Source organism: Methyloversatilis sp. NSM2, assembly GCF_038066675.1.
Lineage (GTDB): Bacteria > Pseudomonadota > Gammaproteobacteria > Burkholderiales > Rhodocyclaceae > Methyloversatilis > Methyloversatilis discipulorum_A.
The window spans coordinates 1-12,802 of the sequence record NZ_JBBUKV010000017.1; the positions used below are offsets into that span (position 1 = coordinate 1).

Sequence of the window (12,802 nt, forward strand, 5' to 3'; positions counted from 1 at the left end):
TTGTGCTAGTGGGTGGTTTTTTTTTTTTTTGGGGTTCTCTTTTGTTCTCGTGTGTTTTTTTTTTCCCCCCCCCCCCCCCCCCGACGCCCTGTTGCGCTCAGATGCTCAGACCGAACTCGGGAGCGATGAGCTTGAGCCAGCCGTCGACACGTTCGGCCGTCAGTTCGGGCTGGATGTCCTGGTCGATGGCCAGGCCGACGAACTTGTCGTCGATGACCGACTGGGACTCGGTGAAGTCGTAGCCGTCGGTGGGCCAGGCGCCGACGATCTTTGCACCCGCGTCCTTGAAGAAGTCGTACAGCAGGATCAGACCGTCGACGAACTCGTGACCGTAGGTGTCCTGGTCGCCGAGGCCGAACAGCGCCACCGTCTTGCCGGCGAAGCTGGTGCCTTTGAACTTGATTAGCGCCTCGGCCCAGCTCTCGTCGTCGCATTCCGCCTCGATGCCAGGCAGCAGGCCGTCGCCCAGCGTCGGCGTGCCGAGGATCAGGTAATCGTAGGCGAGCAGGTCGTCCACCGTCGCCTTGTTGATGTTGACCGGCTCGGCCATCGTGTCGTCGTCGAAGCGCTTCTTGATCTGCTTCGCGATCTTGCGCGTGCTGCCGCTGTTGGTGCCGAAGAAAAGTCCGATGCGTGCCATGACAGATCCATTCAGTTGAGTGTTGCGGGGGAGGTGTATGCGGCGTCCATGCCGCGGAAGATGGCGCAGCGCTGGAATACCTCCAGCGTTGGCGCGCAGGCCTTGTGCTGACAGTACTTCGCCGCCAGCTTGGCCAGACCCTTGATGTCGCGGCCGGAGGCGTCGGGAAACAGCACGGCCAGTGCCTCGACCATGCCGTCGTCCAGCGCGAGCCCGAACTGCGTTGCCATCACCTGCCAGATGCGACGGCGTGCCGCTTCGTCCGGCGCGTGGTAGCGGATAAGCGCGATGCAGCGCGACACGATGGCTTCGTCGATGTCGTCCACCCGGTTGGTGGTCAGGAAGAGCAGGCCGTTGAAGTACTCGAGCACGCGCAGGAACACGCCGACGACCGCATTCATCGTCATGTCGTCCTCGCGCCGCTTGATATAGACGTCGGCCTCGTCGATCAGCATCACCGCGCCCCAGCGCTGGGCGCGCGTCAGCGCTTGCTTGAGCGCGCCTTCCATCTGCGCGACATTCAGCCCGAGCTGGCCGGAGTGCACGCGGTAGAGCGGCCGGCGGATGATTTCCGAGTACACCTCGGCGGTCAGCGTCTTGCCCACGCCCGGAGGCCCTGCGCACAGCACGGTGGTGCCGCCCGACTTGCCGGCCACGATGTCGTCCATCAGCACGTCCATCTCGGCGGTCAGGATATCGATCAGGTCGGTCTGTTCCGGCGGCAGCACCAGCTTCTGCTTCAGTGCGGGCTGGTAGGCATAGGGCGCCATGTCGTCGACGTGCACCCACAGATGCTGGTGCAGGTCGAGGTGGAACATGAGCACATAGGGATGCACCGGCAGCTGCGAGAACAGACCTTCGGGCATTGCATCGCGCGACGCTTCGACCTCGTCTTCCGCCTCGTAGCGGTTGCTCTTGGCCGCCTTGCGCAGATAGGGGCCAAGGATGTCGCCCGGTGCTTCGAGCAGCAGCGTGCGTGCCGGCAGGATGGCTTCGTCATTGACCAGGCGCGCCGTGCCGCCGCTGGCCGACAGCACGACCTGATCCTTGCGAGACCAGTCGGTGTCGCGGTGGGTGGCACTCGGGTCTTCTGCGTGGAAACCGGTGCCGGTAGCCGAGAACTGTTCGCCGTAGCGCGCGCGCCACTCGATGTAGCGTGCGGTCACCGTGTCGCAGGCGGCGATCAGCGCCGGCGTTTCCTTCAGGAAGCCCTTGGCCGCCAGCACTTCGCCCACCGTCTTGCCGGTGATGTCGGCGCCGTAGATGCGGATGACCGAGGTAGCCAGCGTCGCCTTCACATTGGCCTTCAGCTCGATGAATACCTTGCCCGTCTCTTCGTTGTTGGCCGGCGTGTAGTCGAGCCGGCTCACCACCCAGGGCAGCGGCCGGGTGACCTGGTTGGCGGTGAACAGCCAGCCGCGGATGGCACCGTCGGCCAGATGGCGGGCGAGCGCCGGCACCAGCTGTTCCAGGTCGTTGCTGTCGAAGCGGCGGCCGTCGCCTTCCAGCGCGTCGGCCAGCGTGGTCAGCGCGGTCGCGCGCTCCAGCATGGCCGGGCCGGCGTCGGCGTAGAGCCGGCCGAGGAAGCGCAGCGCGTCGATGGACAGCCGCGACACCGGCACCTCGACCCTGTCGCAGTACTGCAGCTGGTCGCGCAGGCTGGCCAGATCGGGAAAGGCGTCGGCCATCGACTCGATCTGCGGCGCCTCTATCGTCACCTTCATCGCCGCGCCCTCAGCGGGTGACGACCGGAATTTCCAGCGCCGCGCGCCGGCCGAGCTGGGCGTCTACCTTGCGCCGCACGTTCTCGACCTTGAGCGGACGCAGCAGCGTGCTCTGTGCGCCGGCCGCCAGCGCCTGACGGACAGCGTCGTCGTCGGCATCGCTGCAGACGATCAGGATGCGCACCTGCGGCAGCACCGCGCGCAGGCGCGTCACCGCGTCGGCGGCCAGCAGTCCGGCGCCGAGCAGCACCAGGTCGGGCGGTGTCGCCGCGGCCACCGTGAGTGCCGACGCGAGGTCGGCGAACACATGGGTTTCCATCTCGTCGGCCAGCATGAACTGCAAGGCGGTGCCGACCACGTCGTCGTCATCGACCACGAACACGCGCTTGTTCTCGACTGCGCGCTGACTGTCTACGCCGATCTGCATGAGGACTCTCCCTGTCTGTCGTCTTCCCGGTCCGAGCAAGCTTCGTTCCAAACGCGGCATGGCTTTCGCTTCTCAGCCTTCGTCATTCATTCGAAGGAGGTCGCAATGGGCGTACTGATCAAGACGACGATGGACGGACGGCGGGTCGAGGTGATCGAGGGCGTGGTCTGTCTGGAGGGCAAGCCGGAGGCGGGCGGGCTGGTTCCGCTGTCCGAACATCCGAACCGCCAGGCCATCGCGAAAGCGGTGCCGGGCGCCACCCATGTGGCCGGGCGCATTCCGCTCACGCTGGAGGAAGCACAGGTCGCGCAGGACGCGCTGACCGAGGCGCATCGCAGTTTCGACGCCAGCCCGATGGGCATCGCCAAGCGGTTGCAGTCGGCCATCCACAACAAGGCGCGCATGGAGGGCATCGAGTAGTGCTGGCGTCGTGGCGGTCCGCCAAACCCGACATTGCCTGTCGCAAAACGACCAGCCTTTGTCGGGCCGGGTTGCCCTCCGGCGACCCGGCGGACCGCAGATGACTGATTTCCGGGGACCTCTGCGCCGTGCGCCTGCTCTGGCATCAATCCTGCTGAGTGAGCTCCGACAGCGCCTTGCGCGCCGACCCTGACAGGAAGGAAGGTGGGCCATGGATGCACGCGTATCGGCAAAGATCCAGGACGTGTTCGAAGAACCTGCCTGCGAGCACAACCAGAACAAGTCGGCCAAGGAAAAGAAGAAGGGCTGTACCAAGCAGCTGTCGCCCGGTGCGGCCGCCGGCGGCTGTGCCTTCGACGGCGCCAAGGTCGCGCTGCAGCCCATCGTCGATGTGGCCCACCTGGTGCACGGGCCGATCGCCTGCGAGGGCAATTCCTGGGACAACCGCAATTCCTCGTCCAGCACCTCGCAGCTCTACCGCACCGGCTTCACCACCGACATCAACGAACTGGATGTCATCTACGGCGGCGAGAAGCGGCTGTTCAAGTCGGTCAAGGAAATCATCGAGAAGTACGACCCGCCGGCGGTGTTCGTCTACCAGACCTGTGTCACCGCGCTGATCGGCGACGACATCGAAGCGGTGTGCAAGAAGGCGTCGGAGAAGTTCGGCAAGCCGGTCATCCCGGTCAATTCGCCGGGCTTCGTCGGGCCGAAGAACCTCGGAAACAAGCTGGGCGCCGAAGCGCTGCTCGATTACGTGATCGGCACCGAAGAGCCGGACTTCGTCACGCCCTACGACATCAACATCATCGGCGAGTACAACCTGGCCGGCGAGCTGTGGCAGGTGAAGCCGCTGCTCGACGCGCTCGGTGTGCGCATCCTGTCCTGTATCTCGGGCGACGGCCGCTACAAGGAAGTCGCCTACAGTCACCGCGCCAAGGCGGCGATGATGGTGTGCTCGAAGTCGATGATCAATATCGCGCGCAAGATGGACGAGCGCTACGACATCCCCTTCTTCGAAGGTTCCTTCTACGGCATCGGCGACATGTCGGAAACGTTGCGCGAAATCGCCCGCCTGCTGGTCGAGAAGGGCGCGCCGGAGGAGCTGAAGGTACGTACCGAAGCGCTGATCGCGGTCGAGGAGAAGCGCGCCTTCGAGCGTATCGCCGCCTATCGCCCGCGGCTCGAAGGCAAGAAGGTGCTGCTGATCACCGGCGGCGTGAAAAGCTGGTCGGTGGTGGCCGCGCTGCAGGAGGCCGGTCTGGAAATCGTCGGCACCAGCGTCAAGAAATCGACCAAGGAAGACAAGGAAAAGATCAAGGAGCTGATGGGGCAGGACGCGCACATGATCGACGACATGACGCCGCGCGAGATGTACGCAATGCTGAAGGACGCCAAGGCCGACATCATGCTATCCGGCGGGCGCAGCCAGTTCATCGCGCTGAAGGCCAAGATGCCCTGGCTGGACATCAACCAGGAACGCCACCACGCCTACGCTGGCTACGAAGGCATGGTCGATCTGGTGCGCGAGATCGACAAGGCGCTGTACAACCCGATCTGGGAACAGGTGCGCCGTCCGGCGCCCTGGGACGTGGCGGTCGCCTGAGGATCACGCCATGGCCACCGTCATCGAATCGAAGAAGGCCTGCACGGTCAATCCGCTCAAGATGAGCCAGCCGCTGGGCGCGTGCTACGCCTTCATGGGCCTGGGCAACTGCATGCCCATGATGCATGGCTCGCAGGGCTGCACCTCGTTCGGCCTGGTACTGCTGGTTCGCCACTTCAAGGAGGCGATCCCGATGCAGACCACGGCGATGAACGAGGTGAGCACCATACTCGGCGGGCTGGAGAACATCGAACAGGCGGTGCTGAACATCAAGAAGCGCGCCAATCCCTCCATCATCGCCATTGCCTCGACCGGGCTGACCGAAACCAAGGGCGACGATGTCGACGGCTATCTGAACCTGATCCGCCGCAAGCACGGCGAGGCGCTGACCGGTACCGAAATCGTCTACGTGTCGACGCCGGACTATGTCGGCGCCTTCGAGGACGGTTGGGGCAAGGCGGTGCTGGCCGTGATCGACGCCTTCGCCCAGCCCTGCGATCGCGACGCCGGCCTGGTGAACCTGCTGCCGGGCGCACACCTGACGCCGGCCGACATCGAGGAACTGCGCGAAACCATCGAAGCCTTCGACCTGCGCGTGCAGGTGCTGCCGGACATTTCCGGTTCGCTCGACGGTCACATTCCGGACAATTTCACGCCGACCACACTGGGCGGCACCCGTGTCGACACGCTGCGCCGGGTCGGCGCAGCGGCCGCCACCCTCGCCATCGGCGCGCGCATGGACGCCGCTGCGGCGGCGATCGAGGAACGCTGCGGCGTGCCCTTCCGCGTGTTCGACCGGCTGACCGGACTGGCCGCGGTAGACGACTTCCTGCAGTACCTGTCCGAACTGTCCGGCCGTCCGGTGCCGCCGAAATACCGCCGTGCGCGTACCCAGCTGCTGGACGTGATGCTGGACGCCCACTTCTGGGTCGGCGGCAGGAAGATGGCTATCGGTGCCGAACCGGACCTGCTCTACGCACTGGCGACCACCGCCGCCGAAATGGGCGCCGAAGTGGTGGCGGCCGTCAGCACCACGCCGTCGCGCGTGCTCGAAGCCGTGCCCTGTGCCGAAGTGCTGCTCGGTGATCTCGAGGATCTGGAAATGCGCGCCAAGGCCGCCGGCGCCGAACTGCTGATCACGCATGCGCATGGCCGGCAGCCGGCGGCGCGACTGGGCATTCCGCTTCTGCGCGAGGGCCTGCCGATGTTCGACCGGCTGGGCGCGGCGCACGTACTGCGTGTCGGCTACCGCGGCACGCGCGAACTGATACTCGGCTGGGCCAACACCTTCCTCGCCGACGAGCACGTGAACACGCCTGAGGACTGGCCGCTGCCGCAGGAGAGCATCGTCGCGGCGAGCGAGGTCAGCCAGGCCTCCGCCTGCAGCAGCGGCGGCTGCGGCTGCGCATCGTCCGCCGAAATTCCTGAAACCGTTGCGTCCGGCACCTGAGCCGGTCGCCCATCCACCGAGGAGCAGCGCATGAAGATCGCCTTCGCCACCCAGGACAAGCAGCGCATCGACGCGCACTTCGGCTGGGCCAAACACCTCGCCGTGTACGAGATCGACAAGGCCGGCTACCACCACGTCGAGGACTTCGACTTCGGCGGCAAGCTGGACGAGGACGGCGACGAGGACAAGCTCGCGCCCAAGCTGGAGGCGATCAAGGACGTCGCCATCGTCTATGTCGCCGCCATCGGCGGCTCGGCCGCCGCGCGCGTGGTCGCCAGCAAGATCCACCCGATCAAGGTGAATCAGCCGGAACCCATCATGGACATTCTGGACAAGCTGCAGGAAGTGCTGCGCGGCACGCCGCCGCCGTGGCTGCGCAAGGCGCTGCAGAAGGACGAAGCACGCAGTTTCGATTTTGAAGACGAGGTGGAAGAACATGGCTGAAACACTGGAACTGAGCGCTGAGGACAGCGAAGCGCTGGCATCACCCTTCCTGAGCGAACTGATCAAGCAGTACCGCGCGCAGGACATGCACGGCGCCTGGGAAGGCAAGAGCGACGCGCAGCTGCTCGAACCCTACATCCTGAGCGCCGAGGCGCGCCGCGCGCTGCCCATCATGGGCGACCCGGACCCGGAAACGCTGTGGCGCATCGAGCTGTTCTACAACGCGGTCGGGCTGTCGATCGAGCGTGCCACCAAGGTGATGGTGACGCCGATGATGAAGATGTCGCACGAGGGCTTCGGCCGCATGGTGCTGATCGCCGGTCGCCTGATCGCGGTGAACAAGCAGCTGCGCGATGCCCACCGCTTCGGCTTTCCGACCTACGCGAAGCTGGCCGAGGCGGGGCAGAAGTTCGTCGACGAGGGCGTCGGCATGGTGAACAAGTACAACGAAGTCGCCAACTGGGGCTGAGGACGAAGCGATGGAAGACGTCGACGCACTGAAGACACGGGTGAAGAAACTCAACGCGCAGGCAACGCAGGCCAAGATGGACCTGCACGACCTGTCGGAAGAACTGCCGACCAACTGGGAGAAGATCCTCGAAGTCGCGCAGGTCGCCTACGACGCGCACCGGTCGCTGATGGCTGCGCGCAAGGAACTGGCGGCCGCGACCGCCTGAGGAAGGACGCATCATGGCTGCATTTTCCGTCACGCTGCCCAGCGGCGAAATCTGGACGCCGAAGTTCGTGTCCAGTCTGAACCAGGACACCTGTATCGGCTGCGCGCGCTGCGTGAAGGTCTGTGCCAACGACGTGCTGCAACTCGCCGGTATCACCGAGGACGGCGACATCGTCGTAGTCGATCCGGACAACGAGGATGACGACGAGGAGTACGAGCGCAAGGTGATGACCATCTCGCGCCAGGTGAACTGCGTGGGCTGTCAGGCCTGTTCCAAGGTCTGTCCGAAGAAGTGCTACACGCACGCGCCGGTCGAGGTGTGAGCGCGGGACGACGGTGATGCCTACGCTCTTTCCGACCGCACCGCTGCGACCGGCCTGGCCACTGCCGGCCGCACCCGGCGGCTTCCGCGGCCTGCTGCTGAAGCTGGCGCGCCGGCCCGACGATCTGGTGCCTCAGGTGCTCGCCGGTGTGATCGGTCGCAGCTGGACGCAGCGCGGGCTGCAGTGCCTGCCGCTGTATGGCGTGGACGTGTCCGACACCCGGCGCCTGCTGGCGCGCCATTTCCCCGGCGCCGAGTGGCTGCCGGCGCTGCACGCGACAACGCCCGCCGAGTTCGCCGAGGCGATCGAGATGGAGGACGTGGTGGCGCTGCTGCGCGAGCATCTGTCCATCGACGATCAGGATCACCTGTGGCTTGCGCATGCGGTGGCCACCGGCTGCCTCGGCGCCGACCACCTGTGGCAGGACATGGACCTGACCTCGCGCGCCATGCTGTCCGAACTGATGCACGGCCGCTTCACCTCGCTGGCCGAACGCAATACGCAGGACATGAAGTGGAAGAAATTTCTCTACAAGCAGCTGTGCGAGCGCGAACAGATCCGCGTCTGCAAGGCACCCAGCTGCGGCGTGTGCACCGACTACGCGGTGTGCTTCGGTCCGGAAGAGTAACTACGTCCTACGCTGAGCCCGATGCCGAATGGTGAGCATCGAAGCAGACTCCACGCATCTGGGCGGAGCTATGCCTTCACCAGCTGTGCAGCCTTGGGATCGTAGATGTAGCCGGTGATGCTGCCATCCCTGATGCGTGCCACGGCCTCGTCAATCACGAAGAGCGGAACCAGGAACCACTCCTCCGGCTGCACTGGGCGGCCAAAACGGTCCTGAATCGTGATGTCCAGCCGCACAGGGGCGAAAAGCCGGTGGAAGAGGTTCTCCATTCGTGTGCGGTTGATGCCCGCGAGCTTGTAGGTCGCCACCACTTCGACCTTCGCCAGCAGGTAGGTCGCCTCGTTTTCGGCATGGGCGATGCGCGCTTCGACGTTCCCGCCGGTCACGCCGATCTTGTGGATCAGATCGCGGTGCTGCGCGACATACGGATGGTCCGAGTCCGAGCGCAGGACATAAATGGTTCCGCTTTCAACATCGTCGGCTTCCAGTTCGCCCCCGAAGGACAGTTGTCCCGTCTCCGGCGAAACCAGCCGGCGCGCGGCAGGGTCGTTGTAGAACGCACGCTGAAGCGATCGCAGCAGCAGATTGCTTTCCGTACCGTTGGCGAAGATCAGGCGCAGCCGGCGATCTACTTCGCGAGCTGTGGTTTTCAGTGGGTCGCCGACGTCGGCGACGTACACGGTCACGCCGTCGAGAACGAAGAAGTCCCCGGCCTCGATCGAGCGATTGCCTGCCGTGATGGGCTGGGATTGGCGCAGGCCGGTCTTGATCTCGGTTGCCGCGCGTTCGAACAAGGGGCGGAAGGTTTCGAAGTCTTCGCACGGTTTGCGGTCCGCAATCTCCTCGGCCGCGCGCTTGTCCGCGCTCGTGCGAACGTGGCGCAGCACGGTGATGTCCTCGGCTTCCGGCGCACCGGCCAACTCGGCGGCCAACTGATCGACGTTGTAAGCCGCCCCAGGCTCCGCCACAACAGCAGCACCTGACAGCAAGCGCTGATGATCCAGCGGCTCCAGCAGCGCCCGACAGTCCGGCAACGCTCGCAGACGGTCCAGCCGCACGGCGTACAGCCGCTCGAAGATGTCGCGATCCTCGCCGTGCTGCGGCGGACGGCCATGCTTTTCGACAAATCGCTGAATCTCTTCAAAGCCGGCAATGACGCGCTCGTCACTGGCCGGGCGCCCCGTGGCTTTCTCGGAAGGGGCGAACTCGGCCAACTCGTCCGCGAGTTCGTCCAGATCAGACTTGCGCATACCGACCTTCCGCTCTGAAGCGCATGAACGCAGCCGCACCCTCTGCCAGGTGCTTTTCCCAGGCATCGGACGCCGTAACGGCAGGAACGCGACCGCGCTCCTTCTTGAATTCAAGCGCGCGTTTGGCAATTACATAAGCGTCCTCGGGAGTGATGGAGGTGCGCTTCGCCGAAATGGCCGCGGCGACCTGTTTCAAACTCTCCTCGCTCATGGCCTTGGCCAGGATGGCGTAGGCCTCACCGAACGGGTTGATCCGGTCGATCAGATCAATATCCAGTTCGCGCACGTCCATCGCGAATCGGCGCACGCCGTCGATCAGCGCGGTGTTGGGCGACGGGTCGTCGACGCTGGCCTCATTGAAACCGGTCACCAACTGCTTGGCCTGCTGCGTCAGGTTCAGCGCGGCAACGGCGTGCTGGCGCACCGCTTCCTGATCCTCCGCATCCAGTTCCGGATACTTGTCCTTGATGATCTTGCCCATGCGGACCTGGGTCAGCTCCTCGGGCACCAGCTCCTCGTCGAACAGTCCTCGCTCAATGGTGTTTTTGTCCTGCACAAAGGCCGCGATGACCTCGTTCAGATCTTCCCGGCAAATACGTGTGGCTTCCTTGCTCTTGGGTTCGGCCAGGCCCTTGATCTCGATCTGGAAGTGACCGGTCTGCCCGTTGAACCCGACGTTGCACTTGTCAGAGTCGTATCCGTTCTCGCCGTAGTCGAAGCCTGGCACCGGGCCGGTGTCGGGGTTCTTGGGCTTGAACTCGAAGCGGGGCGCCAGCACTTGCTCCATCAGCAAGCTGGCGGCAATGGCCTTCAAGGTGTCATTGATGGCCTCGGTGACAGCTTGTTCGGTCGCGTCCGGCTCAGCGATAAGGTTGGTGAAGCGCGCGCGGGTCTTGCCCGGTGCGTCACGGGTGGCCCGCCCGATGATCTGCACGATCTCGGTCAGGCTGGCGCGGTAGCCGACGGTCAGCGCGTGCTCGCACCAGATCCAGTCGAAGCCCTCTTTGGCCATGCCCAGGGCGATGATGATGTCCACATGGTCGCGGTTGTTCTTCTGCGTCGGGTCTTTCAGCGCGGCGGAAACGCGGTCGCGCTTGCCCGCATCGTCATCGACCAGATCGGCAATGCGCAGCACGCGACCGTCCGCCATCTTCACTAGCTGGAAACCGGTCGCGGCATCCGCGCCCTGCCATTCACCCAGCGCCTGAAAGATGTGCTCCACCTCCTTGATCTTGTCCTTCGTGCTCTCACGCGAATTGACGTTGGGGATGTGGATGATGGTCTTCTCCGCCGGGTCCAGCACCTTCAGGATGTCGTCGACGTATGGGCCGCTGTAGAAGAAATAGCCGATGTCGAGCCGCTTCAGGTATTCGTAGCCGTTCAGTTGTTCGTAATAGGTGTACGTGACGGTATCGAACTTGGCTTCATCGCTCGGGGCCAGCACCGCCTCGGCGTCGCCACGGAAGTACGAACCGGTCATGGCAACAATGTGCGTGCGCTCACGCGCGATGAATTGTCCGAGGTGTGCGCCCAGCTTGTTGTCGGGGTTGCTGGAAACGTGGTGGAACTCGTCCACCGCAATCAGGCGGTCGTCAAAGGCTTCCACGCCAAAAGCGTCCACCGCAAAGCGGAAGGTGGCATGGGTACAGACCAACACCTGATCCGGGCTCTGAAGAAATGCGCCCAGCGACTGAACCTTGCCGCCGTTGTCGTTGCCCGGCGCGTTGCAGAGATTCCACTTCGGTTCGACATGCCAATCGGCCCAGAAGCCGTACTTCGATAGCGGTTCGTCGTTGAAGCTGGCGCCGATGGAGCGTTCGGGCACCACGATGATGGCCTGCTTCAAGCCCTGGTTCGCCAGCTTATCCAGCGCCACAAACATCAGCGCCCGGCTCTTGCCAGATGCGGGAGGCGACTTGATCAACAGGTACTGCTCGCCGCGCTTCTCGTAAGCGCGCTCCTGCATCGGGCGCATGCCTAGGGCGTTGGCTTTGGCGGATACGCCGCTGCTCGCGTAGGTGACCGAAACAGAAGGAACACTTTTTGATCGGCCAGGGTCGCTGCCCAGTGCTTTCATCAGAATACGCCCCACTCGCGTCCACTAGTCATGCGAAAAAGACCACCAATTGCGGCACTCCTTTTAGCCCACTGATTCCTTGTTGCTTTAGATCCAATCGACATCTCGAAGAAACCCGGCTTCGTTCGCTCAAAGAGCAGATGCTCGTTGTCATATGCGGCTGGTCCGCCTACATTTGGAATCGGAAGTACAAGCTTGTCCATTTTGTTATCGCTGTAGGTCAAAGAAAACACCTCTCCTTGACCATGGTTAAAGCTGATCTGCACATCTCCGATATGCGTATTCTCGGGGACTGCCGTTGCAGCGAAACCGAAGAACACCCTCGAAAGTCGCTTCATCATTAGTTGATTGCCGGGTAAATTCGGGCCGCGATTCTTCGTAATGTTCCAGGCGTCAATCCAGAAGTGTTTGCACACGCGAAGTTTTTGAAGGTCTTTAGTGGACAGCCCACTACGCCCGGTATCCGTACTTGCTACATCGTCCTCCGTTGGTGCGGGCGACATCAAGTTCTCCCTACGTTCGAAGAGCTGGGTATAGCTCGACAGGAGAGATGCATTGAGTGGCTCTGAAACGTCCCACGCTCCTGTAAACCACGTATGCATGGCATTGATTGCAGCGACAGAAGACGGCTCGGACGGTTGCAATCGGTTCACACTGATCACAAGACCTGCTTCCACACCACGAAGCAGGCCCGACCTAGACATGTTGCCTGACCCTGCGAGCGCATAGTCTCGCTGTGCGGTCCGTATCAGAAAAGCTTTTGGGTGAAAGGGTACTTTTGGCGCTCCTCCGTGATTAAGGCAAAACCCGGCGTCATAGATACGGATAGAAGAGTTGGGCAGAGACATCAAGGAACCGAGAGCAATTGGTTCAGTGCGACAGTAGTCAAAGGAGGTAATCCACCTTTTCGGAAGTGCATCCCAAGCACCGCCAAGCGAAGTCGACATGCTCTTGAGTAGTTCATGAGCGCCGCTGGTTGTTATATAGGCTACGGCCACGTCAAGTTGTGCCACTCCCCCGCTTTGCAAGACGGCGCGCAGTGCATCCAAGGTGGTGCGAGTGGTGGGTTGAGCTATGAAATCAGCTTGGGTCATGCGTAACTCCGTGAGTCAAAAACTCTCAGCTTGCGAATGCGGT

Annotated in this window: 14 protein-coding genes; 8 read left to right on the top strand and 6 right to left on the bottom strand. The window is 63.3% G+C overall.

The window, feature by feature from the left end; genetic code table 11:
• Window positions 1-97: 97 nt before the first annotated feature.
• Genes WJU27_RS18885 through WJU27_RS18895 form a run of 3 tightly spaced genes read right to left on the bottom strand, consistent with a single transcriptional unit; the run spans window position 98 to window position 2,791 of the window.
• Window positions 98-640 (bottom strand): flavodoxin, encoded by a 543-nt coding sequence (locus WJU27_RS18885; RefSeq protein ID WP_341423080.1) that lies wholly within the window; start codon window positions 638-640, stop codon window positions 98-100.
• A gap of 11 nt (window positions 641-651) precedes the next feature.
• Complete coding sequence (locus WJU27_RS18890) at window positions 652-2,364, bottom strand: ATP-binding protein (protein WP_341423081.1); 1,713 nt, start codon at window positions 2,362-2,364, stop codon at window positions 652-654.
• A 10-nt stretch (window positions 2,365-2,374) separates the two neighbouring features.
• Window positions 2,375-2,791: a response regulator gene (locus WJU27_RS18895; protein WP_341423082.1), complete on the bottom strand. Its 417-nt coding sequence runs from the start codon at window positions 2,789-2,791 to the stop codon at window positions 2,375-2,377.
• Window positions 2,792-2,896: 105 nt separating this feature from the next.
• Here WJU27_RS18895 and WJU27_RS18900 point away from each other — a divergent pair, with 105 nt between their 5' ends.
• The 8 genes from WJU27_RS18900 (at window position 2,897) to WJU27_RS18935 (ending at window position 8,338) form a co-directional block, all read left to right on the top strand.
• A complete protein-coding gene (locus WJU27_RS18900) occupies window positions 2,897-3,211 on the top strand; it encodes a hypothetical protein (RefSeq protein WP_020165975.1) in 315 nt (104 codons plus the stop codon).
• Between the two features lie 211 nt (window positions 3,212-3,422).
• Window positions 3,423-4,817: a nitrogenase iron-molybdenum cofactor biosynthesis protein NifE gene (gene nifE / locus WJU27_RS18905; RefSeq protein WP_341423083.1), complete on the top strand. Its 1,395-nt coding sequence runs from the start codon at window positions 3,423-3,425 to the stop codon at window positions 4,815-4,817.
• Between the two features lie 10 nt (window positions 4,818-4,827).
• Complete coding sequence (nifN, locus tag WJU27_RS18910; protein ID WP_341423084.1) at window positions 4,828-6,267, top strand: nitrogenase iron-molybdenum cofactor biosynthesis protein NifN; 1,440 nt, start codon at window positions 4,828-4,830, stop codon at window positions 6,265-6,267.
• 30 nt (window positions 6,268-6,297) lie between these two features.
• Window positions 6,298-6,711: a nitrogen fixation protein NifX gene (gene nifX, locus WJU27_RS18915; protein WP_341423085.1), complete on the top strand. Its 414-nt coding sequence runs from the start codon at window positions 6,298-6,300 to the stop codon at window positions 6,709-6,711.
• Window positions 6,704-7,180 carry a NifX-associated nitrogen fixation protein gene (locus WJU27_RS18920; RefSeq protein ID WP_341423086.1) on the top strand — a complete coding sequence of 159 codons (477 nt, stop codon included), beginning with the start codon at window positions 6,704-6,706 and terminating at the stop codon, window positions 7,178-7,180. Before nifX ends, WJU27_RS18920 begins: the two co-directional genes overlap by 8 nt.
• A gap of 10 nt (window positions 7,181-7,190) precedes the next feature.
• Complete coding sequence (locus WJU27_RS18925; RefSeq protein WP_341423087.1) at window positions 7,191-7,388, top strand: CCE_0567 family metalloprotein; 198 nt, start codon at window positions 7,191-7,193, stop codon at window positions 7,386-7,388.
• A gap of 13 nt (window positions 7,389-7,401) precedes the next feature.
• A complete protein-coding gene (gene fdxB, locus WJU27_RS18930) occupies window positions 7,402-7,710 on the top strand; it encodes a ferredoxin III, nif-specific (RefSeq protein WP_341423088.1) in 309 nt (102 codons plus the stop codon).
• A 16-nt stretch (window positions 7,711-7,726) separates the two neighbouring features.
• On the top strand, window positions 7,727-8,338 hold the full coding sequence (locus WJU27_RS18935; RefSeq protein ID WP_341423089.1) for a nitrogen fixation protein NifQ: 612 nt from the start codon (window positions 7,727-7,729) through the stop codon (window positions 8,336-8,338).
• Window positions 8,339-8,406: 68 nt separating this feature from the next.
• Here the strand turns inward: WJU27_RS18935 and WJU27_RS18940 are convergent, their stop codons facing one another.
• Genes WJU27_RS18940 through WJU27_RS18950 form a run of 3 tightly spaced genes read right to left on the bottom strand, consistent with a single transcriptional unit; the run spans window position 8,407 to window position 12,759 of the window.
• The gene (locus WJU27_RS18940) at window positions 8,407-9,588 is read right to left on the bottom strand and encodes a GIY-YIG nuclease family protein (RefSeq protein WP_341423090.1); all 1,182 of its coding nucleotides are present in this window, start codon (window positions 9,586-9,588) and stop codon (window positions 8,407-8,409) included.
• A complete protein-coding gene (locus WJU27_RS18945; protein ID WP_341423091.1) occupies window positions 9,575-11,665 on the bottom strand; it encodes a DEAD/DEAH box helicase in 2,091 nt (696 codons plus the stop codon). Before WJU27_RS18945 ends, WJU27_RS18940 begins: the two co-directional genes overlap by 14 nt.
• On the bottom strand, window positions 11,665-12,759 hold the full coding sequence (locus tag WJU27_RS18950) for a hypothetical protein (protein WP_341423092.1): 1,095 nt from the start codon (window positions 12,757-12,759) through the stop codon (window positions 11,665-11,667). Before WJU27_RS18950 ends, WJU27_RS18945 begins: the two co-directional genes overlap by 1 nt.
• Between the last annotated feature and the right edge of the window lie 43 nt (window positions 12,760-12,802).